The 25,337-nt window shown below is 42.3% G+C and carries 24 protein-coding genes; 11 read left to right on the top strand and 13 right to left on the bottom strand.

All coding sequences use genetic code 11. The features are described from left to right. Positions 1–62: 62 nt before the first annotated feature. Complete coding sequence (locus PP2015_RS02710; RefSeq protein WP_058028815.1) at positions 63–1,226, top strand: DcaP family trimeric outer membrane transporter; 1,164 nt, start codon at positions 63–65, stop codon at positions 1,224–1,226. 121 nt (positions 1,227–1,347) lie between these two features. Here PP2015_RS02710 and PP2015_RS02705 read toward each other — a convergent pair whose 3' ends face one another. Continuing rightward, the gene (locus tag PP2015_RS02705; protein ID WP_058028814.1) at positions 1,348–2,184 is read right to left on the bottom strand and encodes a 23S rRNA (adenine(2030)-N(6))-methyltransferase RlmJ; all 837 of its coding nucleotides are present in this window, start codon (positions 2,182–2,184) and stop codon (positions 1,348–1,350) included. Between the two features lie 274 nt (positions 2,185–2,458). On the opposite strand from PP2015_RS02705, the gene zapB reads away from it, so the two are divergent. The 7 genes from zapB (at position 2,459) to PP2015_RS02670 (ending at position 7,637) form a co-directional block, all read left to right on the top strand. Beyond that, positions 2,459–2,689: a cell division protein ZapB gene (zapB, locus tag PP2015_RS02700; RefSeq protein ID WP_058028813.1), complete on the top strand. Its 231-nt coding sequence runs from the start codon at positions 2,459–2,461 to the stop codon at positions 2,687–2,689. Then, the gene (locus PP2015_RS02695) at positions 2,689–2,961 is read left to right on the top strand and encodes a cell division protein ZapA (protein ID WP_058028812.1); all 273 of its coding nucleotides are present in this window, start codon (positions 2,689–2,691) and stop codon (positions 2,959–2,961) included. Before zapB ends, PP2015_RS02695 begins: the two co-directional genes overlap by 1 nt. 75 nt (positions 2,962–3,036) lie before the next feature. Then, complete coding sequence (locus tag PP2015_RS02690; protein ID WP_058028811.1) at positions 3,037–3,999, top strand: MBL fold metallo-hydrolase; 963 nt, start codon at positions 3,037–3,039, stop codon at positions 3,997–3,999. 19 nt (positions 4,000–4,018) lie between these two features. Further along, the gene (locus PP2015_RS02685; protein ID WP_058028810.1) at positions 4,019–5,500 is read left to right on the top strand and encodes a LysM peptidoglycan-binding domain-containing protein; all 1,482 of its coding nucleotides are present in this window, start codon (positions 4,019–4,021) and stop codon (positions 5,498–5,500) included. 62 nt (positions 5,501–5,562) lie between these two features. Beyond that, positions 5,563–6,051 (top strand): FKBP-type peptidyl-prolyl cis-trans isomerase, encoded by a 489-nt coding sequence (locus PP2015_RS02680; protein WP_058028809.1) that lies wholly within the window; start codon positions 5,563–5,565, stop codon positions 6,049–6,051. Between the two features lie 21 nt (positions 6,052–6,072). Then, positions 6,073–6,801 (top strand): SDR family NAD(P)-dependent oxidoreductase, encoded by a 729-nt coding sequence (locus PP2015_RS02675; protein ID WP_058028808.1) that lies wholly within the window; start codon positions 6,073–6,075, stop codon positions 6,799–6,801. Then, complete coding sequence (locus tag PP2015_RS02670; RefSeq protein ID WP_058028807.1) at positions 6,798–7,637, top strand: amidohydrolase family protein; 840 nt, start codon at positions 6,798–6,800, stop codon at positions 7,635–7,637. Before PP2015_RS02675 ends, PP2015_RS02670 begins: the two co-directional genes overlap by 4 nt. An 84-nt stretch (positions 7,638–7,721) precedes the next feature. Here PP2015_RS02670 and PP2015_RS02665 read toward each other — a convergent pair whose 3' ends face one another. From PP2015_RS02665 to PP2015_RS02645, 5 genes are read right to left on the bottom strand one after another with little or no spacing between them, the layout of a single operon-like run. Then, positions 7,722–8,498, bottom strand: a complete 777-nt coding sequence (locus tag PP2015_RS02665) for a YggN family protein (RefSeq protein WP_405127329.1) — start codon at positions 8,496–8,498, stop codon at positions 7,722–7,724. Between the two features lie 55 nt (positions 8,499–8,553). After that, positions 8,554–9,111 (bottom strand): Lcl C-terminal domain-containing protein, encoded by a 558-nt coding sequence (locus PP2015_RS02660; protein WP_058028805.1) that lies wholly within the window; start codon positions 9,109–9,111, stop codon positions 8,554–8,556. Beyond that, positions 9,101–10,819, bottom strand: coding sequence for an Lcl C-terminal domain-containing protein (locus PP2015_RS02655; RefSeq protein ID WP_058028804.1), 1,719 nt, complete (start codon positions 10,817–10,819; stop codon positions 9,101–9,103). The genes PP2015_RS02660 and PP2015_RS02655 overlap by 11 nt, the downstream gene beginning before the upstream one ends. 17 nt (positions 10,820–10,836) lie before the next feature. Further along, positions 10,837–11,169 carry a hypothetical protein gene (locus PP2015_RS02650; protein WP_058028803.1) on the bottom strand — a complete coding sequence of 111 codons (333 nt, stop codon included), beginning with the start codon at positions 11,167–11,169 and terminating at the stop codon, positions 10,837–10,839. Further along, positions 11,166–11,906, bottom strand: a complete 741-nt coding sequence (locus tag PP2015_RS02645) for a DUF2982 domain-containing protein (RefSeq protein ID WP_058028802.1) — start codon at positions 11,904–11,906, stop codon at positions 11,166–11,168. Before PP2015_RS02645 ends, PP2015_RS02650 begins: the two co-directional genes overlap by 4 nt. Before the next feature lie 237 nt (positions 11,907–12,143). Here PP2015_RS02645 and PP2015_RS02640 point away from each other — a divergent pair, with 237 nt between their 5' ends. From PP2015_RS02640 to msrA, 3 genes are read left to right on the top strand one after another with little or no spacing between them, the layout of a single operon-like run. Then, positions 12,144–13,199 (top strand): efflux RND transporter periplasmic adaptor subunit, encoded by a 1,056-nt coding sequence (locus PP2015_RS02640; RefSeq protein ID WP_058028801.1) that lies wholly within the window; start codon positions 12,144–12,146, stop codon positions 13,197–13,199. Positions 13,200–13,203: 4 nt separating this feature from the next. Further along, a complete protein-coding gene (locus PP2015_RS02635) occupies positions 13,204–16,305 on the top strand; it encodes an efflux RND transporter permease subunit (protein ID WP_058028800.1) in 3,102 nt (1,033 codons plus the stop codon). Beyond that, positions 16,298–16,831 carry a peptide-methionine (S)-S-oxide reductase MsrA gene (gene msrA / locus PP2015_RS02630; RefSeq protein WP_058028799.1) on the top strand — a complete coding sequence of 178 codons (534 nt, stop codon included), beginning with the start codon at positions 16,298–16,300 and terminating at the stop codon, positions 16,829–16,831. Before PP2015_RS02635 ends, msrA begins: the two co-directional genes overlap by 8 nt. 83 nt (positions 16,832–16,914) lie before the next feature. Here the strand turns inward: msrA and der are convergent, their stop codons facing one another. From der to pilW, 7 genes are all read right to left on the bottom strand, one after another. Next, a complete protein-coding gene (gene der / locus PP2015_RS02625; protein ID WP_058028798.1) occupies positions 16,915–18,396 on the bottom strand; it encodes a ribosome biogenesis GTPase Der in 1,482 nt (493 codons plus the stop codon). Between the two features lie 74 nt (positions 18,397–18,470). Further along, on the bottom strand, positions 18,471–19,646 hold the full coding sequence (gene bamB / locus PP2015_RS02620) for an outer membrane protein assembly factor BamB (RefSeq protein ID WP_058028797.1): 1,176 nt from the start codon (positions 19,644–19,646) through the stop codon (positions 18,471–18,473). 11 nt (positions 19,647–19,657) lie between these two features. Then, a complete protein-coding gene (locus PP2015_RS02615) occupies positions 19,658–20,278 on the bottom strand; it encodes a YfgM family protein (protein ID WP_058028796.1) in 621 nt (206 codons plus the stop codon). 9 nt (positions 20,279–20,287) lie between these two features. Next, positions 20,288–21,565 (bottom strand): histidine--tRNA ligase, encoded by a 1,278-nt coding sequence (gene hisS / locus PP2015_RS02610; RefSeq protein ID WP_058028795.1) that lies wholly within the window; start codon positions 21,563–21,565, stop codon positions 20,288–20,290. 158 nt (positions 21,566–21,723) lie between these two features. Further along, entirely contained in the window at positions 21,724–22,842 is a 1,119-nt protein-coding gene (gene ispG, locus PP2015_RS02605; protein WP_058028794.1) for a flavodoxin-dependent (E)-4-hydroxy-3-methylbut-2-enyl-diphosphate synthase, read from the bottom strand. A gap of 5 nt (positions 22,843–22,847) precedes the next feature. After that, positions 22,848–23,711 (bottom strand): RodZ domain-containing protein, encoded by an 864-nt coding sequence (locus tag PP2015_RS02600; protein WP_227009196.1) that lies wholly within the window; start codon positions 23,709–23,711, stop codon positions 22,848–22,850. A 5-nt stretch (positions 23,712–23,716) separates the two neighbouring features. Next, positions 23,717–25,336 carry a type IV pilus biogenesis/stability protein PilW gene (gene pilW, locus PP2015_RS02595; protein ID WP_058028792.1) on the bottom strand — a complete coding sequence of 540 codons (1,620 nt, stop codon included), beginning with the start codon at positions 25,334–25,336 and terminating at the stop codon, positions 23,717–23,719. Position 25,337: the final 1 nt, after the last annotated feature.

Raw genomic sequence — 25,337 nt, 5'->3', positions numbered from 1 at the left:
ATGAACTCTTATTTATGACAGCGTCGTTGCAATTTACAACGTAGCTTTAAGGAACATCAACTATGACAACTAAAAGTGTAGCAATTAAAACCCTTACAGCATTAGCAGTATCAAGCGCTCTAAGCCTACCCGCTCTAGCAGGTACCATCGAAGACACCAAAGTAAGCTATGGCGGTTACGTTAAGCTCGACGCGATTTGGAGTGATTTTTCAGACGGTACTTTAGGCGCACAAAACATTGGCCGTGACTTCTATGTACCGGGCACTACACCTGTTTCAGCATCTAGCAGTGAAGATGCTGTGTTTGATATGCACGCCCGCCAATCTCGCTTCAATTTTGGCACAGCCACTAAACTTGAAGATGGCAGCACCATTAAAACGAAAATCGAGCTAGACTTTATTGCCTCTACGGGTGGCAATGAGCGAGTAAGTAACTCTTACTCTCCGCGAATTCGTCAGGCATTTGTTACCTACAAAGGCTGGTTATTTGGTCAGGCTTGGTCAAACTTCCAAAACGTCGGTGCACTACCTGAAACACTCGACTTCGTCGGCCCTGCGGAAGGTACAGTGTTCGTTCGTCAAGCAATGGCAAAATATACTACAGGTAACTTTTCATTCTCAGTAGAAAACCCAGAAAGCACAGTCACCACAGCTGATTCAGGTCGTGTTGTGACTGATGACGCATCTATGCCTGATTTCACAGCGCGTTATACACACAAAGCAGATTGGGGTAACTTTGTACTTACAGCGCTTGCACGTCAGCTCACTTACAAAATTGGCGCGGCTGATGAAAGTGAAACATCATTCGGTGTGAGTGCATCAGGTCGTGTGAACTTTGGAAAAAATAACCTGAAATTTATGCTTACTCAAGGCGCTGGTCTTGGTCGTTATGTGGGTCTAAACGTTGCAAATGGCGCGGTGTATGATGGTTCGAACCTGCATACAATTGACTCTACTTCAGGTTTTGTTGCATACCAGCACCACTGGAACGACAAATTCCGTTCAACTTTCTTATATTCTTTCTTCGAAGCAGACAATGTGACTGATGTACTTGGTGAAGGTTACAACCCAACTAAATCAAGTATGAGCTACAGCGCGAACTTGCTTTACTCGCCAGTTAAAAAGCTGACGTTTGGTGCTGAATATAAGGTGGGTACACGTGAGACTGAAAGTGGTGTAGATGGTGATCTGAACCGTATTCAAATGTCTGTGAAATACGTGTTCTAATCTCCCAACTTGTCCATAGCTAGCTTCTTTACAATTGCGGTGAAGAAAGCTTATTAGGGCGAAGTTTTTAAGCGGCGATTTTCGCCGCTTTATTTTTTTACTTTTTATTTCGAAATACTAATTATTCATCGACTAACTGTTCACTTCTGAAAAAGCCATCTTCATCAGACAATAAATCAACAAGTTCCGGTAATACATCATCCATAGTCTTTTTTAATGTCCAAGGCGGGTTGATAACCATCATGCCTGAAGCCGTCATCCCATGAACATCAGTATCCGCACTGGTTGCCAGCTCAAATAATTGAATGTTTCTAATACCCGACTCTTTTAAAGTTTGCTCCATTAAATCAATGCGCTCTCTATCCACTACTGGATACCAAATCATATAAGTGCCTGAGTTAAACTTTTTATGCGCCTTAATAATCATTTTAACGGCATGCTGATAGTCGGTTTTAATTTCATATGGCGGATCCATCAACACGCAAGCTCTTCTTGAAGTTGGCGGCACCAAGCCTTGCAAACCTTTGAAACCATCTTCTCCCTTTACACGCAGAGACTTTTTATGCTGAGTATTTTTCTCAAGTAAAGCTAAATCTTGCGGGTGCAATTCAAAGAACCATCCCTTGTCTTGACGTCGTAAAAATTGCTCTGCCACTTTTGGAGAACCAGGATAAAATGCCAATGACGCCTCATTCATATCCTTAACTAGCTCGACAAAATCAAGGATTGCTTGGTTTTGACCTTGGTAGTGCCAAAGCTTGCCAATGCCATCTAGATATTCTTGTGTCTTTTGCGAATCTGCACCTGCTAATTCAAAAAAACCAGCGCCTGAATGCGTATCAATATAATCAAACGGTTTGTCTTTTTTGGTCATGTACTCCAGCACTTGTGCCAGAACAAGGTGTTTGATGATGTCAGCAGGGTTGCCCGCATGAAATGAATGTCGATAACTCAGCATAGTTGCGCCCAAAAGTGTTTACCTGAGCACTTACCCAGGTTTGAAGATAACAGCTTGCATTATCGCCTAATTACCCTCAGATATAAACGACACAACTCAGAGAAATATTAAATTCAAACATTACAAAATAATATTTTTCACATGTATTCGAGCTGAATTTATTCATTTATGACTAAATAATGACAAAATGCACCGCAAAGCTAGGTATTTGCTAGCATCCTTATTCAGTTTGTTTTACATTTGTACCATAAATAACAGTCAATAGAGCGCCTTTATGAACAACGAAACTCTCCCAAAACTCGAACAATTGATTGATGAACTGATCAACCAAAATAATCGTTTAAATAACGAACTTTCAGAGCTTAAAGCTCAAAACGAAAAACTAGTTGATGAAAATGAAACTCTTCAGCTAGAAGTGCTTGAAAGTGAAGAAAAGCAAAAAGAGACAAGCCAAACTTTATCAGGCCTGTTGAGCAAGCTACAGAGTGCAACTCAGGCTAGCTAATGTCGCAAAAAACCATTCAAGTTGAAGTGAGCCTGCTTGGCAAAACACATCAATTTGCCTGCACTGAGGGGCAAGAATCTGCGCTCCTCGATGCTGCAGCCTTGCTAAACAGCACGGTAGAAGAAATGAAGCAGCGAAGTAGCATACGTAATGAGCACAATGCATTATTAATGGCAGCGCTACACCTATGCCATGATATACAAGCCCAGAAGACAGCACATCAAGGGCTGATCGATAAACTTTCTTCTCATATAACAAGCAGCGAAAAGTAATTCACTTTCATCAATTCGCATAATCGGTTAAATTACGTCCAACTTTGAATTGCACAGTAATATATTATTTTGATTATGCGATTTTTCCTCGCTCTTTTTTTTATTTTTGCCCCATTATCAGCTTCAGCAACACAATGGCTAAAGTTCGATGAGAAGACCTTTCTAGTAGCCCCTCCATCTGATGCCCGCTATCTCACAAGCAATCAGGCGGTTTTAGTAGGCCAAAAATGTGCAGCCATAATTGATGCCCATGGAGACTTTAGCGCACTAGAGCGCTTTGCAAGCGAAGTAAAGAAACGCATCCCCCAACCTATTTGCCATTTATTTAGCACCAGCAGTGATGAAGAACAAATCTTAGGGATGATGCTGCTAGCGAATGAATTTCCTGATGCGACATGGTATGCAACGAGTCATGTTTCACAGCATTTCAACGAATACCAAAGTGCCTTAAAAGATAAACTTTCGCGATTTGAAAAAAGTCTACAGCTCAGTCAATCTCGATTAGAAACACACTCTAATGCTCAGATGCAACAACGGCTAAATAAAGCTAAGGCGCGTATTGATAAGTGGCAAAGTAGACAATTTTCTCCCCCCACTTTATTAGACGCTGCTCAAGTGACTCTAGATTTAGGTGGGCATTTTGTTGTCGTAGAAGAAATTGAAGGCGCGACACTAGGCGGCCTCAGTATATTAAGTCATCATAATCTCGGATTGTTTGCAGGCTTAACAGCGAATCCTATCCCCTATGTACAGGACAGTGATTTAGGGGCTTGGTTAGCAACAATCAAAAAACTACGCCAATCTGAAAAAGTGACTTGGTTACTACCAGCTCAAGGGAAGCCATATAAGCTCAGAGCGTTACAAAAACCAATTTCCTTTTTAGAGGCCGCAATCAACAGCGACTCGATGGTGATGCCAGAAGCATTGCTGGCAATGTACAAATCGGATGAGATCACACAAACTCGCTTAAAATTAATGTATGACCTGGCTAAAACCAAACAGGCGCAAAAAATGCAAAAGCAAAGGACAGTGCTATAATTTAACAAGGAGCATGGCTATGAAAATACATCTAAGAAGCAGTTTATTATGTATTGGGTTGCTAGTATTAACGGCATGCCAAAGCACTTCTTCGCCTAGCCAAAACAACTCTGCAAAACCCCATGAAATCGCAGCACTATTTAACCAATCTACGCCTGAATATAAGCCTGAAACAGAAGCGAACAGAACAGACAAAAATATCGACTCCGATATCACGTCTGATTCAAAACCAATCGTTTATGATGATCTATGGCAAGAAGTTATTGCAAACTTAGCGTTTGACATAGTGCCGACACCTCGCTTGCAAAAACGTATTGACTGGTATTTAAAGCAACCCGATTACTTGTTGAAAGTAAACAAACGTGCAAAACCGTATCTGTTTCATATCACGCAAAAAATAAAACAAAAGGGTTTACCCATGGATATGGTATTACTGCCCTTTGTTGAGAGTGACTTTAGACCAAAGGTGCACTCGAGCCAAAGTGCTGTGGGTATATGGCAGTTGATGGATAGCACCGCTTACCATTTTGGTGTAACAACCGATGAGTGGTACGACGGCAGACAAGACGTGTTAGCGTCAACTGATGCCGCCTTAGATTATTTAGTTTACCTTTACCAGCGCTTTAATGGTGATTGGTTACATGCGCTCGCAGCCTATAACACCGGAGAAGGCCGAGTAAAAAAAGCCATTAGACAAAGCAAAAAACAGGGAAAGCAAGGCTACTTTTGGCAGCTAAAACTCCCTTCAGAGACTGCCGACTATGTGCCAAAATTGCTCGCTTTAAGCTATTTACTTCAAGCCAAACATCCTAAGTTTAAGGTGCCTAAGTTGCCCAATTACGCCTTAACCAGCGAGGTCGATTTTGCTCAGCGTTTTGACTTTTCAGTGCTTGCCTCACTCACTGGCGTCAGTAAGAATCAGCTCCACCGTCTAAACCCAGGGTACCTACAACATCAAAGTGCCCCTGAAGGCCCCCATAAAATATTATTACCCCTAACCGAAAAACAGCTATGGCAAAGTGAGTTTTTTCAGCGCTATTTTAGCCAGACTTATACCGTAGTCAAAAACGATACCTTTTACGGTTTAGCACGTCGTTTTAATACTTCGGTCAATACGTTAATGGCACTCAATAATAAACAAACGACTCTCTTAAAAGTTGGCGAAGTATTAAAAATAAAAAAAGCACAACCGCTCGATAACTTAATGCTTGAATACCAAGTAAGTCCCTATCTTGCTCAAGAAGAAAAAAAGCCCGTATTAACCATGGAGCATGAATACATCATTCAAAATGGTGACTCGCTTTGGGAGATCAGTAAACAATTCAATGTGCCCGTCAAAGACTTGTTAACATGGAATAATCTAAAAAGCTCCAGCTTGCTTAAACCTGGAAAAAAGCTGGTGCTGCATTTACCAAGACCTGCAAAAACACCAAAAAAACCAGAGCCGAAAAAATTTTTATCTGAGTTGGAGCAACTCGTAAAACCGAATACTTCTCCTTAACACTCGCACTTCATGGTTTGCTCACGTAAAATGAGCACCAAACTGAGATAAGAGAGAAAAACATGCAAATTACTAAAGATACGGCTGTTGAGTTTCACTACACGTTAAGTGAAGCCGGTGAACAGATTGAAACAAGCACAAATGCAGAACCATTAACTTACCTTCATGGCACTGAAGGCATGCTACCAGGTCTTGAAGCGGCGCTTGAAGGCAAAGCAGTAGGCGACAAGTTCAGTGTGACACTTGAACCAAAAGACAGCTATGGCGAGTACCAAGAAGGTTTAATTCAACGTATTCCAATTAAACATTTACAAGGCTTAGGCAACAACAAAGTATGGAAGCCAGGCATGAGTGCGATTGTTGAATCAAACCAAGGCCGCCACCAAGTAAGCATTGTAAAAGTTGGCCGTTTTAACGCTGACTGCGATTTAAACCACCCTTTTGCAGGTAAAACACTGACATTTGATGTTGAAGTGGTATCTGTGCGTGAAGCAACGGCTGAAGAGTTATCTCACGGTCATGTTCACGGTGCAGGCGGCTGTGGTCACTAATTTTAGATTGAATAACTTATTATGAATAAAGTTGCCATCGTAACAGGTGGCAGCTTTGGCATCGGCCTCGCCGTTGTTGAAAAGCTGCTATCAGAAAACTACCAAGTCTTTAATCTCGATATTGCCCCTTCTGAGGTTGGCAGTTTCGTGGAGTGTGATGTAAGTTGTGTCGAAACAGTAAAGCAGTGTATTGCTGAAATTATTACGCAAACAGGTCGTGTTGACGCCCTAGTTTCAAATGCCGGCAAGCATTTAAGTGCCACCATCGAAGATACCGATGAAGCTACATTAGACGCGCTATTTAACTTGAATGTAAAAGGCGCTTATGCGGCTATTCAAGCAGTTTTACCGAGCATGAAAGCACAACATAACGGTGCGATAGTGTTAATGGCATCCGACCAAGCCATAATAGGTAAACCGAACTCGTTTGCGTATAATCTTACTAAGTCATCATTAGCTTCAATGGCAAAAACCACGGCACTTGATTATGCAAAGTTCAATATTCGCGCTAATGCTGTGTGTCCAGGCACAATAGAAACCCCGCTATTCCACCATGCTATTGATAAGTACTGTGCAAAGAGCGGTGCTAGCAAAGCAGAAATCGTGGCTGAAGAAGCGCAACTGCAGCCATTAGGTCGATTGGGCCAAGCTCATGAAGTTGCTGCACTCACCGCATTTTTATTGTCTGATGATGCTAGCTTTATCACAGGCAGCCTACAAAGCATAGATGGGGGCTATACAGCACAATGATGCAGATAATTGATCCACACTTACACTTTTTTGACTTAAGTTTGGGTCAATATCATTGGCTCACTCACGGCTCAGGCCCAAACTGGCCGAACCTTGATAAAATTAAGCAGCATCATCACTATGCGGATCTCGCTAATCTTGAGTTTAACGTACAACGATTTGTGCATATTGAAGCAGGGTTTAACAACGCAAAACCTCGCACTGAACTTGATTGGCTAGCCAATAGCACGCCAAGACAAATCCATTTTAAGGCCATTAGCTATATCCAAATTGACAGTGAACCAGCTATCTTTAAGCAGCAGTTAACCGAGCTACTCTCAGCACCTAACTTCATTGGTATTCGTGATATCACTGAAGGCCAAGATTATCTTAGGTTATTGTCTGATAACACCAAAAAAAACCTGAACATGCTTGCCGAACTCAACTTAGTCTTTGAAGCGCAGTTTGAGTTATGTCACCTTGATGCGGTACAAGAGTTGGTCAAGATCGCTACACTTAATCCTGGTTTCAAAATTGTTGTTAATCACGCAGGCTTTATCAATAACCTTCATGATTACACAGAAGCTTTATCATTATTAAAAGAAGCAAATAACATATATATCAAGTTTTCAGGCCAAGAACATTGCGAGCCTGCTTTAGAGCCATCGGCTAAATTAAAGCTTTTATTAGCATACTTTGGTGAAGATCGGGTGATGTTTGCTTCAAACTATCCTGTGTGTTTAATACGAGAAAGTTATTTAAAGGTGTGGCAAGGTTACAAACAATTAGTGAACGACACTGCACTTTGGCAAAAACTCAGTTTTAACAATGCACTCAAATTTTATTTTAATGAATAAAAAACTCTCTAAGCCCATTTTCTTCATTTAAGGATCTATATTGAATGTTGCCGCAGGAGATGAGTTTATTATCAAGGGTTCAGATTATTTAGTCGCCCTGATCCTAACTAAATCATACGCTTTTAAACTTGGAACAATGGCTTGTAAACGCGCTTCTGTCTCATCCAATGAATTTAAGCACTCGCAATACTCTTCAGCTTTGTCTTCTAGTTGTTCAGCTTTCTTTTTTAAAGACTTATCAATTTCTTTGGAGATGATCTCCATCCGCTGACCCATGTCAGTAATACGGTCTTCGATATTGCCTTCACGAGATTTAAACGCATCGCCCAATGACACTAAGATGGAGCCTAAAGACCCATGAATTGCTGAGTGGATTTTTTGACTGATTTCTTGCGTAAAGAAGTCATCTATTTTAGACAGAGATTGGGGGGCGATAAAAAAGAAATCATCACCACGTTTAAACTTATCCATTAGCGCCCGTTCAACGTATTGTAATTGCGTTTTAAGCACTTCAGGTTCTTTATCAGACATGCCTTCAACGATTTGTTCAATGGCACTTAGTCCAAGATTTACACCATCTGTTGCAAGGCTTACAAGCTCAGGAACCGTATCTCGAATACCTAACGCATATTCTCTAAGAACTTTAGTTTCTTCATCGCTAAGTTGAATATAATAACCTTTAATGAGCAACTGTTCGTCATGATTGATTTGAACACGAGTTTGACCTTTATCGACAATACGGATCACTGAATCAGTGATGATCAAGCCATGGTCAAGCTCAACATCACATTTATCACTGGCCCAAACTGAACCAGAAAACAGCGTTGTTAATAACAGTGATTTAAACAAGTGTCGCAAAATAAAGCCCCATATAATTAAGGCGCACAGATTAGCAAATTCTCTCTTGAAGCTAAATCTATTTTGCGTAACGTACCAGCCTTAATCGACCAGTCTGCGTTTTTTTGAGATACCTGTTCTTTCCATCAGAAACTTGGAACGTCCATGCATATTCAGGCTCAAGTGTGACCGTTGTGCTGGACCAATAATCTCCCTCCTCACCACTGATTAACTCATTACTAAAGAGTAAAACCCCTATTTCCAGTTGAGGTAATGCAGGTGATGCACAGCTATGATCAATAATACTTGCCAACTCTTTAATGTTAGGTACGTGCCAATCTGTAAAACCGGCATGACTGTTATCGTTTGCTTCAAGCAAAGACTGTTGCCAAGTGAGTTTCTGAGTACTGCCAATGCAGGTTTTATTATTTGAATTATAATTTAGGCCTACTTCGCATTGTTGCCACATAAGACCCGTGCTTCTATCCAGCACCACGCCTTCCGCCTCGTTAATTTCAAAACGTTCGCCCGGTTCGATAAAACCTACAGGGTTTGTTGCTTCACTAATACATACTTGTGCTGAAACACCAAGGCTCATAAATAAAATAGGCAGTAATGATGTATTTTTAGTTACCATTGTTCGACACCTCTCTCACTAATCGAATATAAGCCTTAGTTGTGTGTTCTAACTCTACCGTTTCACCCGTCTGCATATCGAAAGCATATGACTCGATTAAATTTGAGTTATCAGTTGCACCCTCAATACTGATTTGTGAAGTCCAGTAAAAGCTAGTGCCCTTGTCGCTTGGGTTTTCCCTTGTCCACGCAGGATTCGCAATAGCAGGGAAATAATTAGGATCTAATACATAAGAGCTTCCAGATACTTCACCATAATTAAAAATTCCCATTAACTCAGTAAAGGTTGGCAAACGCCAGTTTCGGCCACCACAATAGTTAGTCGCATTTACATCATCAATATACTGTTGTGCATCACAATAGATGGTATTTGGGCAAGTTGATGCATCAACCCCTCGATGACCATTCGGGTAATTCCTTAAAAACCAGGTGTAGGTATTTCGAGTATCGCGCAATGTGGTACTTGGAGGAGTTGCAGTATTAGGTTGTTTTACCTCCCAAATCAGTCCTGTGTTGTTGTCCTTAACACAGCTGAAATCACTGGTTGAACTGTCAGTAATGGGTCTGGCATTTTCATCTAATTTCGTAAAATCAAAAGACGCAAGGCCTGCGCCTGTTTTCCCCTCATTCTGTACGAAACTATCACGACCAAGCTCTGCATCTTGCTTAGGGTAAACATCACTCTCACACTCTATAACTGCTTCGCTATCAAAACAGCGTTGTTGACCCGTGTCGTTTAAATTTTCGCCCACAGCACGCCTTTGTACACTCACTTCCATATCATCTTTATCAGTAAAACCACCTGGTTCTGATACAGTTACTTGAAACTTTAAGATTGAAGCGATATCCACATCAGGTGCAGTAAATGTGGTTTGGCATAAGGCTGGATCTGAAATTAATTCTTCTAGTTGAGTTTTTGGTCGCTCTAATTGTTCCCACATACACGTGTATTCACCTGATGACGATAAACTCGCGGTGGCATTCAACTCACCTTTATCAAACTCGATGACTTTTATGTCTTCGCCTGCATCAGCAAAAACCACTTGGGCGTTTTTATACAGTGTCAAAGAAAACTCTGTACTACCTTGCCCGCTTTCATCATCAGTGATGGTTAATTTAAAGCGTGCAGTATCATTTGTAGATAACAAAGGGTGAATAAACTTTAGAGTCACTTGATCATTACGCTCAAAGGTAAGCTCTGGGCCGCTTACTTGCTCCCATAAGTACTCAATGATTTTGCCGTTCTCATCCGGATCGATTGATTCATCAGCACTTAATGTAATTTCATCTTTATATTGCAGTACATCACTGTCAGGTAAGGTCTTTTTTATATGAGGAATAGGGAGCTGATTTCGAGAGCCAATTGAAATAGTGACCATGTCAGAAACTAATACACCACTCGGTGCGAGATACTCGACTTTCAAGGTCGCTGAGGTGTCTGTTTTTACATCTGGCGCAGCAAGTTTATGTTCTTGACCTTCTTTCGGAAACCCTTCCATTGCAGGGCCTTCCATCACTTGCCAAGTATACGTTCCGCCAGAAGGTGAGCCTACTGCAGATAAAGTAAACTCTGCTTTTTCTTCAACACTAAAATCTGCGCCAGCATTCACACTGGCATTTTCAACGGTATCATTGGAGTCGGAGCCTCCACCGCCACATCCTAAAAGTAAAAAACTCGCTACAACACTTAAAGATGCTCGACGCAACATAGACGCTCCTAATAGAATTAGAGATAGCTATCTTGATGTATACGCACAAATAATTTGGTTCCGATCTTACTATAATCGACTTTGTATTCGCGGCCATCAAGCGCTTGGATAAACAACAAACGTTTTACTTCCCCAAAAACATCGGCACTTGCGACTTGAACAACTTCTAAATAACGCTCTTTACCTTCTCGTCGGTTTCTTGGCAGTTCTTCTTTAAATGGCACAAGTCCATTCGCAGTTACTTTAATTTTTGGGTGTGCCTCACCGTTTACAATGACTAGGTCGAGCTTCTTTTCTTTATGAATAATGGTATTACGACCACTTTTAATAAAGGCTCTTTCTGTACTCATGAATCGTTCCTGTTACTTCTTGCAACGGTGGCCTGTTTATCTAGCAATTCTTGGACCACCATTTCTGGATTTAGTTTCCAGTGGTTCAATAGGTTTGAAAAATCCCATATGTCCCTATCTAACACATTTGCAGGTAGCAACAAATGATAACCTGTCAACGTGTGTAAATGTTGCATCCGATTTGCGAACATGGCGATTAAACCGGTATAAATTTGACCCGTGCCCGCCTGGAACTCACTTGGTTCAACAAGCCATTTTGATGGGCAAGAGCCGGATTTGCAATGCATTTTAACAGCTTGTAAAAAAATATGCCGCTGTTCAATTAATAATTTACACGCTAATCGTGGGTGTAAAGCGTTTAAGAAGCATGCTTCATCTTTGATCTTTATACCTACAGCATTCAGTTCGACTTGCTCAAAACCATCGGTTGCTACAGGCACTCCAATAGATGAAAGGTTAGATGTATCGATACACCACTCACCAACTTTATGATAGTAGGTAATTTTTCTATTATCCAACCGAAAACTGTAAAAGGGTTCTCTGCTTTTCAAAAAGCCTAAAATCACCGCCATAATTGCGGTAGCAACAAACACGATTTCAATAATACTGATCGGTGTCGCTCTGAGCGTGACAAATAACATGACAATGGCAATAGCAATACCGCCTACTAACATGAACTCTATGCTAAATCGGTTGGCTGACGCCCTTAGGAACACATACTTACTTGATTCAGCCATTATAAAAACCAAAATAAAAGATAAACATTAGTACAGTCCAAAAAATAAGCTTTCTGATTTTCTCACACCTCGGGCATTTTTTATTTGGTTTCATCTTTACATCCATAAAACATAATCGGTACAAGCACATAACTAAGATTTAATTTTCGTTCAACACACAAATTAATACGACCATACTCATTTTCCGATCGTATAAAGATTGTAAACTGAGCTCAACATTAGCAGTGGTCGAACAACATGTATAACAAGCAATCAGGTAAAGTTCTTTTTCCCGTCTTAATTTTAATGCTTATCGCTATCAGTGGTTATTTTTATTTACCGGTCAGTCATAGTAAAACAGGGCCTTCGTCTCGCCCTGCAACCCAAGTAACTGCGCATACTATTAGCACGGATATCAAAAGTATCAATATTGATGCCGTTGGTACAGCCAGAGCAAACCAAGCCATCAACATCATCAGCGCACAAAGTGATTATATAGAGTCTCTTGCATTCGAAGATGGTGAATTTGTAAAAGCGGGGCAAGTGCTTGCCACCCTTCGCGATAAACAAGAACGTTTAACCGTCAAAGAGCTGAAAATTAATTTAAAAGAGCAACAGCGCCAGCTAAAACGCTTGCAAGAGCTTGCTCGCGCTCAATCAGCAGCGCAGTCTCAATTAGAAGAGCAAGCTTCTGAGGTAGATGCTCTGCAAGCTAAACTCGCTAATGCTGAGTCAAAACTGCAGGAGATGATTATTAAAGCCCCCTTTTCTGGCGTACTAGGCAAACGTTTAGTCGATATCGGTAGCTTCGTAAATAATAACACCCCTTTCACAACCTTGGATGATATCAGCATTATCAAAGTTGACTTTCAGGTGCCTGAAAAATATTTGGCTCAATTAACTCAAGGTATGCAGGTCTCAGCCTTATCTGATGCTTACCCTAACTCGCCTTTCACAGGCGAAGTAACGCATATTGAACCGCGTATCAACCAAGCAACACGTAGCGTATCTGTCACTGCGAGTTTTGAAAATGAAGCTAACCTATTACGCCCAGGTATGTTAATGCAAGTGGCACTGGAACTGGGCCGTATTGAAGCACTCATGGTGCCAGAAAAAAGCATTATCCCGCGTCAGGATAACCACTTTGTATATATCATTGACGATGAAAATAAAGCGCAGCAAGTTAAAGTCGAGTTACTTGAACGTTTTCATGGCTGGGTCGCCATTAAAAGTGGTTTAGAAGCGGGTCAGCAAGTGATCACAGAAGGCACTATTAAAATTCGTCCTGGTTCTTCAGTAACGACACAGGGGTGATCGAGTGAGAATTACAGATACCGCGGTAAAACGCCCCGTTTTTGCAATTGTAATCAACCTACTGTTACTCACGTTTGGTATCGTGGCATTTACCATGCTACCACTGCGAGAGTATCCGGATATAGAGACACCAATTGTCAGCGTTTCAACAAGTTACACTGGTGCTTCAAGTGAAGTCGTGGAAACTAAGATCACACAGGTTTTAGAAAATCGAATCTCAGGCATTGAAGGCATCAAGAGTATTACTTCATCCTCTCGTAATGGCCGTTCAAACATCACCATTGAATTTAATATTGACAGAGATATCGACGCTGCAGCAAACGATGTTCGCGAACGTGTATCTCGCGCTTTAGACAGACTCCCCGAGCAAGTTCGCCCGCCTGAAGTGTCCAAATCAAATTCAGATGAAAGCCCAATTGCTTGGTTTGTACTCAACAGTACCTCCATGAACACATTAGAGTTATCTGATTACGCTCAGCGTTACATTGTCGATCGCCTTGCGGTAGTTGATGGTGTTTCTAACGTGCGCATCGGTGGTGAACGTCAATATGCCATGAAGATTTGGCTAGACAGAAAAGCCATGGCAGCACGCGGTATTACTTCAAGCGACATAGAGCAGGTTTTACGCCGTGAAAACGTGGAACTCCCAGCAGGTGAAATTGAATCTCTTGATCGCGACTTTTCTGTACGTATCACCCGTAGCTACAAAACCCAAGAAGACTTTAATAACCTTGTTATTAAGCGTGGCGAACAAGGTTACTTAATCCGCCTTGGGGAAGTAGCAGATGTATTACTTGAAGCCGCTGACAACGAAAGCACATTCCGCGGTAACGGTAAAAACATGGTCGGTATGGGCATTGTAAAGCAAGCCAAAGCCAATACCCTCGAAGTGGTCGATAATGCCCGTAAGGAACTAGAGAAAATTAAGCGCAATCTGCCTGAAGGCACGACGATTCAGGATAGCTATGATTCTTCTATCTTCATTAGAGAATCTATCACTGAAGTTTATCGTACGCTTGCGATTGCTATGGGCTTAGTTGTGGTAGTGATCTTTATCTTCTTAGGTAACATTCGTGCAACTTTAATTCCTGCGGTCACTGTGCCCGTTGCGCTTATCGCTACCTTTATGTTCTTACTCTCAATGGGTTATTCAATCAACTTACTCACTCTATTGGCTCTGGTATTAGCAATAGGTTTAGTCGTGGACGATGCCATTGTTATGCTCGAGAACATTTATCGCCGTATCGAGCTTGGTGAGCCGCCACTTTTAGCGGCATTTAGAGGCGCACGTGAGGTAGGTTTTGCCATCATAGCCACAACTCTTGTTCTTGTTTCTGTGTTTGTACCCTTGGTATTTATGGATGGTCGAATTGGTGCACTCTTTACTGAGTTCGCGATGGCAACCAGTGCCGCAGTGGTATTCTCAAGCGTCACAGCCCTGACCCTGTCACCAGCTTTATGCTCCAAAGTACTTAAGCCTAGTAGTAGTGAAAGTCGCTTTACCCAGTGGATGGATAAACAATTTACTAAGCTTGAAAATGGTTACCGTAAAGTACTACAGGATAACTTAAACAGACGCTTTAGCTTGTTAGCTGTACTGGTATTAGCAGGTTTTGCAACATATACCCTTATGAAACAAATTCCATCTGAACTTACACCTAGAGAAGACCGCGGTACTTTTTTTGTGATGATGAATGGCCCTGAAGGCGCAAGTTACGAAAATAACGCTGAAAATATGGCAAAGATTGAAGAGCGATTGCTGCCATATGTTGAAGCGGGTGAACTAAGCCGTGTGCTAGTGCGTGTTCCTGGTTGGGGTGGCCGTGGGGGTGTTGCCATCGTAGGTATGCCAGATTGGGACGAGCGCAAGCGTTCAACTTGGCAGGTTATGGGTGAGATCAGTGGCAAGATGCGCGAAGTCACCGATGTACGTGCTTTTGCTATTATGCGCCGAGGTATTGGCGGCGGCGGTCAGTCACGTCCTATCGAGTTTGTACTGCAAGGTAACGATTACGAAGAGCTGGTCGAATGGCGAGATAAAATCTTAGCCAAAGCTCGCCAGAACAAAGGGCTCGTGCGTTTAGATCATGATTACAAAGAAACCTTCCCACAGTTTTTGGTTAGCATTGATAAATTAAAAGCGGCAGACTTAGGTGTGTCGGTAAGTGATATTGGTCGCACCCTTGAAACCATGTTAGGTCAACGTCGCGTTACCACCTTTATTGACCGCGGTGAAGAATACGATGTGATATTGAAAGGTACTAAAGCAGACTTCGCGGCGCCTAATGACATTGCTGATATATTTGTTAAGTCTCGTACAGGTGAATTGATCCCACTAGATAGCTTGATCACTGTGACAGAGGAAGCCACAGCTTCACGCTTAAATCGTTACAACCGTATGCGTGCTATCACCATTACTGCAAACCTTGCAGATGGGTATACGCTAGCCGAAGCTTTAGATTTTTTAAACACCGTTGCTGCAGAAGAAAACCACATAGATGGTGCAGTAGATTATAAAGGTGAATCTAAGCTGTTTTATGAAGGTGAGTCAGCCATGACTTACGTGTTCCTGCTTGCTTTAACCGTGACTTTCTTAGTGCTTGCTGCTCAGTTTGAAAGTTTTGTACACCCACTGGTGATCATGCTAACCGTACCACTTGGTCTCGTTGGCGCTATGTATGGGTTATTTATCACCGACAGCAGTCTTAATATCTACAGTCAAATAGGTATCGTGATGCTAATTGGTTTAAGTGCTAAAAATGGTATTCTTATTGTTGAATTTGCCAACCAGTTACGCGATAAAGGTATCGAATTTGAGCAAGCTTTAGTTGATGCTGCCGTTCAACGCCTGCGCCCTATTATCATGACGTCACTGACGACGGTAATGAGTGCAATCCCACTAGTATTTGCGACAGGCCCTGGCTCAGAAAGTCGTATGGTAATTGGTGTGGTTATTTTTGCAGGTGTAAGCGTGGCAACTATACTGACGCTATTTATTATTCCTTGCGCTTATTCATTACTAGCGCGTAAGACTCAATCACCTGAGTTCTTAAGCCAAAAAATTGCTGAACAAGCACGCGCTTTAGAGGAGAAAAATCATGGCTAACAATACAACTGCAACCTTTGCCGGTGGCTGTTTCTGGTGTATTGATGCGGCGTTTCGCCGCGTCAAAGGCGTTCATAAAGTTGAATCTGGCTACATGGGGGGTCAAACCGACGCTCCTACCTACAAAGATATCTGTACAGGCATGACCGGCCATGCTGAAGTAGTTCAACTTAGCTTCGATGCTGATATCATTAGCTACAGCCAACTATTAGATATGTTCTTCACCTTGCACGACCCAACTCAATTGAACCGTCAAGGTAATGACGTGGGCACGCAATATCGTAGTGCGGTGTTCTATCACGATGACGCACAAGCTGAGCTAACTGAACACGCCATCACACAGTTGCAGCCTCATTTAGCCGAGAAAATTGTCACAGAGGTAACACCTGCGGTCACTTTCTACTCTGCTGAGCAGTATCACCAAGACTACTTTAATGAGAACCCAAATCAGGGCTATTGTAGTGTGGTTGTAGCCCCTAAAGTAGCAAAGTTTAGTCAAAAATACGCACACCTACTCAATGAGTAGATGTGCTAATAATACCAATTTTATTAACTAACAAAAAAGGAGCATCAAGCTCCTTTTTTCATGTCTATATTGCCAGTTAGATATTAACTGTCTTTGTTACGACTCTCCTTAGAGAAAGCACGTAACTTACGCTTTTGCGATAAGGTCATCTTGTTACTACGACCTGCATACGGGTTATCACCTTCTTTAAACTCAATCTTAATCGGTGTGCCCATAATGCCCAGCGCTTTACGGTAGTAATTCATTAAGTAACGCTTGTAGCTGTCAGGTAAGTCATTTACCTGGTTACCGTGGATAACGATACGTGGTGGGTTATAACCACCGGCGTGCGCATACTTTAACTTCACTCGACGACCACGGACGAGTGGCGGCTGGTGATCAGCCTGTGCCATATCCATAATACGACGCAGCATTGCTGTACTAATACGCTTAGTCGCAGACTCATAGGCTTCGTCTACAGACTCAAATAAGTGACCTACACCCGTACCGTGTAGTGCCGAGATAAAGTGTAAACGAGCAAAATCGATGAATCCTAAACGACGGTCTAACTCAGTTTTGATACGCTCTTTTACGTATTCGTCTAGACCATCCCACTTATTGATGGCAATGACCAGTGAACGACCCGCGTTTAAGGTAAAGCCTAACAAGCTTAAGTCTTGATCAGAAATACCTTCACGCGCATCAACCACCAATAACACTACATTGGCATCTTCAATGGCTTTAAGCGTTTTGATCACTGAGAACTTTTCGACTACATCGCTAACTTTTTTACGTTTACGCACACCTGCGGTGTCGATCAGGACGTACTCTTTCTCATTGCGCGTCATCGGGATATAAACAGAGTCACGCGTCGTGCCCGGCATATCGTACACAATCACACGCTCTTCACCTAGAATACGATTAGTAAGCGTAGATTTACCAACGTTAGGGCGACCAATAATAGCTAACTTAACTGGCTTATCTTCAAAACCAGTTTTGCCATCTTCTAGCTTCTCGCCATCTTCACCTTCAAGGTATAACTCAGCTAAGCTTTCATCATCTTGCTCAAGCTCTTCAGCTTCGGCTGAAAGTTCTGCAATAACAGGCTGTAAGGTATGATCTAATAACTGAGTGACACCACGACCATGCGCTGCCGCAATTTGATGAACATCACCCAATGATAATTGATAAAACTCAGCACAATGAGAATCAGCATCAATACCATCGGTTTTATTCGCAACGATAAAGCATTTTTTCTCTTGCTTACGTAAATGCTGCGCAATAGCCTGATCGGCAGCATTCATACCGGCACGAGCATCTACTAAGAATAAAACAATATCCGCTTCTTCAATGGCCAGCAGAGACTGCTCAGCCATTTCGGTTTCAATCCCTTCTTCGCTTCCATCGATACCACCCGTATCAACAACGATAAACTCATAGCCATCATAATTCGCTTGACCATATTTACGGTCGCGCGTTAGGCCAGGAAAGTCCGCTACTAACGCATCACGTGTGCGTGTTAAACGGTTAAAAAGAGTGGATTTACCCACATTAGGTCGCCCCACAAGAGCGATCACCGGAAGCATAGACTACCTCATCAATAAACAACAAAAGGCTTCGCAATGCGAAGCCTTGAAAAAATGCATGAATAAATTAACTGTTATGGGATTTTAACCGCGCTAACTTCACCGTCTCGGGTTACCACAATTAATTTATCTTCTGCTACAACAGGCTCTACGTAAAAGCCTGAGCTATCAAAACTTTCTCTAGAAACTAGGTCACCAGTTTGCTTGTCTAACCAGTGCAAGTTACCTTCTTGATCACCTACAGCCAAATAATTACCCGCCACTGTAGGCGCCGTTAGGTACCAACCTCGTAAACCAGATTGACTCCAGCGTTCAATGCCCGAATCTTTATCTAACGCGTAAATAATACCGTCACTATCGACCACATAAATCACATTGGCTTCAATGCTTAAATCACGGTAACTGCTATATTCACGTTTCCAGACAACATTACCGCTGCGAACATCAACCGCAGCTAAATTACCATTATAGGCGATTGCGTATGCAATTGCGCCAACGATAACCGGTTTTGTATCAACATCGACTAAACGTTCAAATTCAGACGCACCTTTCGCTGTTGCAACTTCTGCGCTCCAAGCCGTATAACCATTTTCAGCAATTAAAACCGTTAACTTACCGCTTTCTTCACCGAATAATACACCGCCATTGGCAGACGTTGGAGAACTTAAACCGCGTAGCGTTAATGCAGGCACTTCTTGTTCATGACGCCAGCGCTCTTCGCCTGTATCTGGGTGAAGTGCCAATAATTTACCTGAACCTAAATTCACATAAATAAGACCATCGCCTGCAGCAGGAGATGATAATGCTTCACCTGGCACAGCTTTACGCCAAACAATTTCTCCGGTTTCACGGTCTAGTGCAATCACTTCGCCATGTTCAGAACCAATATATAGTTTGCCATAAGCCTGTAAAATACCACCCGAGAGCTTTGCGCTGTCGTTATCTGCCCAAGGCCAGAAATTGACCTCTTTTCGCACATCGGTTTCCCACAGGGTTTCACCCGATGCAGCTGAAATCGCCTCTACTTCACCATCTCTTGCAGCAACAAATACAGTATCTTTGTAAGTAACAGGTGTTAAACGAGAAAAGTAATGCTCCACACCATTACCCACACCGTTTGTCCAGTCAACTTGCGTTTCGAATTGGTTTACGATTTCAGGTAAAACAATTTCTTCTTCATCATCGCTCGATGAACAACCTAACAAAGACGCCATACACAACGCCAATGTGGCCATACTTAGCTTTCTCATCGAAACTACTCCTAAGCGGCTGGCTGGGCTGTGGCTAAATTGTCCAACTTAATCTGTAGTAGGCTGTTATTGCCTTCTGTTGACTCAGCAAGCGCAGCTTCATATTCAGAGCGAGCGCTGTCTTTGTCACCTTTAGCAAGATAAACATCGCCTTTTACTTCAGCAATTTGTGCTTTAAATGCGTCTGGTGTTGTTTGTGATAACGTTTTAAGTGCTGCATCATACTGAGTAAGCTGTGCTTGCACACGCGCTAAACGTAAGATAGCAGTGGCTTTTAGCTCTGGATTTTGAACATTGTCTTGTAGCCAAGTTAGCTTAGTTACTGCTGTTTCAAACTCTCCTTTTTCCACCGCCTCTTTAGCTGCAACAAATGCCGCTAACGCCGCATAATTTGAATCGCCATTTTCAGCAATGAATGAGTCAGACTTAGTCAGAACTTCACCACCTTCAACCAATTCATTGTAAGCGTTTGAAGCAGCTTCAGCAGATGTGATCTTGCTTTGGTTGTAGTATTTCCAACCGTATAAGCCACCAAGACCAATGACGATGCCTAGCGCAAGTGAAACGCCGTTTTCACGGAAAAATCGTTTTATTGCTTCTGCTTGTTGTTCTTCTGTTGAGTAAATTTCCATACAGTCCTCTTATACTGCTAAGTCTGCTAACAGTGTTTTTACCTCTTCTAGGCTCACTGTGACTTGTTCTTTTTCTTCTCGCAGATATTTCACGGTTACCTTGCCTTCAGCAAGTTCGCTTTCACCTAAAATTAGCGCAACTAGCGCGTCGCTCTTATCTGCACGTTTTAATTGTTTCTTAAAGTTACCGCCACCACAATGTACTTGTACACGAAGGCCAGCTACTTCTGTTCTTAATTGCTCTGCAATCACTGGCGCTTGAATACTTGCGGCATCACCCATAGCTGCAACATACACGTCAGCATTACGGCGAATTTCACCTACACTTTCTAGCGCTTGAAGTAATAGAACTAAACGCTCCATACCCATTGCGAAACCAACCGCAGGGGTTGCTTTACCACCCAGTTGTTCAACTAGACCGTCGTAACGACCCCCAGCACATACAGTGCCTTGCGCACCTAGACTTTCCGTTACCCACTCAAATACAGTGCGGTTGTAGTAATCTAAGCCACGTACTAGCTTTTCATTAACTTGGTATTCGACGCCTGCTGCGTCTAAACGTTCACATAAATTTGCAAAATGTGCTTTTGACTCTTCGTCTAAGTGCTCAGATAGCTTAGGCGCATCAACTAAGATAGCCTGTACATCTGGGTTTTTGCTGTCTAGAACACGCAGTGGGTTTGAGTACATACGACGTTTAGAGTCTTCGTCTAACTTATCAATATGCTGCTCTAAAAACGCCACAAGCGCATCGCGGTACTCTGCACGCGCTTCATTTGAACCTAAAGAGTTCAGCTCGAGACGAACATGATCTGAAATACCAAATGCTTTCCACAAGCGCGCAGTAAGTAAAATCACTTCAGCATCGATATCAGCAGTCGCAATACCAAATGCTTCAAGGCCAAATTGGTGGAATTGACGATAACGACCTTTTTGTGGACGCTCGTGACGGAACATGGGACCCATGTACCAAAGACGCTGCTCTTGGTTATACAATAAGCCGCCTTGGTTACCCGCACGTACACACACTGCTGTACCTTCTGGACGCAGTGTTAAGCTATCGCCGTTACGATCTTCAAAGGTGTACATTTCTTTTTCAACGATATCGGTTACTTCACCAATAGAGCGCTTAAATAAGTCGGTAGATTCAACAATTGGGAAACGGATCTCTTGATAACCATAAGACGCCACCGTATCACGTAATACTGCTTCTACTTTCTGCCAAACTTGCGTATCACCTGGCAGACAATCGTTCATACCACGAACTGCCTGAATTTGTTTTGCCACTGAAAATCCTAAATCAATCTATTTGCTAAATGCGAGTGCCACACACAGTGCGCATTGTGGGTAAAGGAGTCAAGTATTATACCCAGCTCGCGTAAAACGTAAACGACATAGCAAAAGATCTGCAGGATATTCTTTGCTCTGTCGGTAATTTTTAAAAATTATTCGACGATTTTAATGTCGATTGCTGGCTGTGCCTGCTTCTTAGCAACAAAATCACGCACTTGCTCTTCAAGCTGCTCGACAATGTTGTCGTTATCAATACGCATCTTTTGACGCTCACCGTTGATATACAAACCAGAGCGGCGATTTGCACCAGCCAGGCCGATGTCACTCACCAAAGCTTCACCAGGACCATTTACAACACACCCAATCACTGATACTGAAATGGGCTCAATAATGTCTTCTAGGCGCTCTTCTAGTTGGTTCATGGTATTTACCACATCGAATTCTTGACGTGAGCAGCTTGGGCAGGCAATAAAGTTGATACCACGAGAACGAATGCGCAGTGACTTTAAGATATCAAAGCCCACTTTAATTTCCTGTACAGGATCGGCAGCTAACGAGACACGTAAGGTATCACCGATACCTTCGGCAAGCAGCATTCCTAAACCAACTGCTGATTTTACTGAACCAGAGCGGAAGCCGCCCGCTTCTGTAATGCCGAGGTGAAGAGGTTGCTCAATTTCTTTTGCCAGTAGACGGTAAGCGCCAACTGCCAAGAATACATCTGACGCTTTTACAGAAACTTTGAATTGATCGAAGTTCAAACGTTGTAAAATTTCAACATGACGCATGGCTGATTCAAGTAAAGCTTCAGGTGTTGGCTCACCGTACTTTTCTTGTAAATCGCGCTCCAAGGAACCGCCATTTACACCAATACGGATTGGAATATTACGTTCGCCCGCAGCATCTACCACGGCACGAATACGATCTTCACTCCCGATGTTACCTGGGTTGATGCGTAAACAATCAGCACCATATTGTGCTACTTTTAACGCAATACGGTAATCAAAGTGAATATCGGTAACGAGTGGAATATCTACCTGCTCTTTAATACTTTTAAAAGCCTCAGCCGCATCCATGGTTGGCACTGATACACGAACAATATCAGCACCAGCATCTTGAATAGCACGGATCTGTGCAACAGTCGCGTCGATGTCCATGGTATTGGTGTTCGTCATTGACTGCACAGCAATTGGTGCGCCATCACCAATAGGCACGTCACCTACATAAATACGGGTCGATTTTCTACGTTTAATTGGAGATTCTGAAAACATGACGGTTACTCTGTTAAGGGTAATTTAAATTTAGCTGAACGATTACGTGGCAATGATGATAAGTCAACAGCTTGACCATCTAGCTCTACAGCAACCTGCTGATGACGACCTAACACCACAGAAAACGGTGCAACGCCCTGCACTGTCATGGTGTAGCCGGCTTTTTTAACGCCAAAAGCAATACGCTCAGATGAGGCATCAAAGATCTCTACCCAAGAATCGTCTTTGAAATGCATCACAATCGTATTTAAATCAGGTGTACTGCTTGTCTCTTCGGCTGGTGCTTGTTCGGCTTCTACTACATCTAAAACTGGTTTGTCAGATTCGGCTTTTTCCACAGCAGGTTCAACCGCATCCTCAGCGGTTAATGCAACATCAGAAGGCGTATCGCTTTCTTCGCTGCTTTCTGGAACCGGCGCTTCGCTTTCAGATATAGTACTCTGTACTTCAGGCACGATAACATCGCTTTCATTCGATGTGGTTTGCCAGTACATAAAACCAGAAGATCCTAACACTATGGCCAAGATCACATAGCTAACTAGCATTAAACGGCTATCGTTGGCTTCTTTTTCTGTGCGACGTGAAAAGCTTTGCATACTTTTATTTTCAGCCACGCTTTCAGGTGCCTGAAACAGAGCCAAGGTTTGTGCTTGATCTAGTTGCAATAGCGTACAGTAAGCCTTGATATACCCTTTAACAAAGGTAATTGGACCTAGCGATGTATAATCATCTTGCTCAAGTTTGGTGATATGCTTAGGGCTTAGCTTTAACCTATCAGCCACGACTTCAATAGTTAAGTTTGCATCTTTTCTTGCACTTGCAAGTACTTGCCCCAAAGAAGCTTGTTGCTCAGTTGATTCTGGGCTCATGTCATTCATAAAGTATAATTACTCGGATCTACAATCAGTAAACTATGTCCAGCCGCAAGTTCTACGTCTGGTGTTAATTTGTTCCATCGCATTAAATCACCAATCTGCAATTGGTAGTTAGTTGCGATATTATACAGACTATCTCCATCTTGGATGATATGGGTCACTTGCGGATTATTTAAATAAACCTGCTGGCCAATTTGCAAACGGTCCGACTCTTTCAGTTTGTTCCATTTTAATAGACTCGCCATTTTGACATCATATTTAACCGAAAGGCTAAATAAGTTTTCACCTAACCCAACGGTATGCACTGGCACATTTGGTAAATTCACCTCAGGATTAAGCAAAGGTGCACTCGCTGATGAAGATTTAGTTGTACGAACTGGGTCATTATTCTCAGCTATTTCTCTGAACCTAACCTGACTTGGATCTGGTTGATAGAACTGCACTTGACCCTGAGCTTGTTGCACTGGCTTTTTTTCACCAAACGACACGACTCTCACTTGATTATTTGGTGTTTCAGTAACCAGAGTCATCTCTTGGATTTTCTCTTGCGTTTCTGTTACGCCTGTCGTGATTGCAGGCTGTTTTAACTGAGATTGCTCCTCAACCTCCGAACTTGCTGGCAAGCTAGTACGTAATGACACAGCGTCACTTACAGTGACATTACTTGAGTTTGTAGCGATAACAGGCTGTTCAACTTCACGATTATCTTTACTTTCTCGTTTAGGCGCTTTTTTACGGGTGATTTTTATTTTTGGCTGAGCATTATAAACCGTCGGTGACTGCGCGGTTATTTCTGCTACTTTTGCTTTTCTGTATTGCTCTCGCAATACATCAAACTCGCTGTTGTTATAGTTCTCTGTAATGATTGCTTGCGCTTGGTAAGATTGCGGATAAGTCTGCACTAATGTCGTGGCGATTTTTTGTGATTGTTCTAGGTGCCCCATTTCTTGATGTAACAGATACTCTAAAAACAAACTACGCGATGAAATGAAGCCATTATCAGTATAACGTTCTAACACCCGTAGTGCCTGATGCAAATCACTTTTGGCATAGTATAAACCTGCAAGAGAAATTAAAGCACTTTTGCTCTGACCATCATGCTGTACTGCACTATTCAAATAATCCAGAGCTAACTCAAACTTATCTTGCTTCACTGCGCATAAAGCCAAATTTTCATAACTTTGTGAAACACGTAAATAGCCCCGAGTATCTATCGCTTTTAGTAATTGCGCCCTCGCCTCATCATACTCGCCTATTCGACATAAGAACGTACCATAGTTGTTCAAAGTATTTGGATCGTTAGGTACTAACTTAAGTGCAGTTTTATAAGACGCTTTGGCCTGTTGGAATTCTTTTACTTGCTCGAAGTAATAAGCAAGTGTGTAGTGTACTTCAGGTAGTTTAGGAGCAAATTTGGCTGCCCGCTCAAGATTAAACTTAGCTTGGGTATTATTACCCGCTTTTAGATATTCTAATGCCAAGCTAATACGCGTTCTTGCTGCTTCTAGGTTATTCACTTCTGAATTCACCACGGGGCTATTTTTTGTGACACTGTGTGTTTCAGTTACACAGCCACTTAAGCCAATTAACGCAAATGGAATTACCCAATAAGAACGCATG

The organism is Pseudoalteromonas phenolica (genome assembly GCF_001444405.1).
Lineage (GTDB): Bacteria > Pseudomonadota > Gammaproteobacteria > Enterobacterales > Alteromonadaceae > Pseudoalteromonas > Pseudoalteromonas phenolica.
The sequence above is the reverse complement of the archived record's forward strand: the minus strand, read 5'-3'. Positions and strand labels throughout refer to the sequence as shown.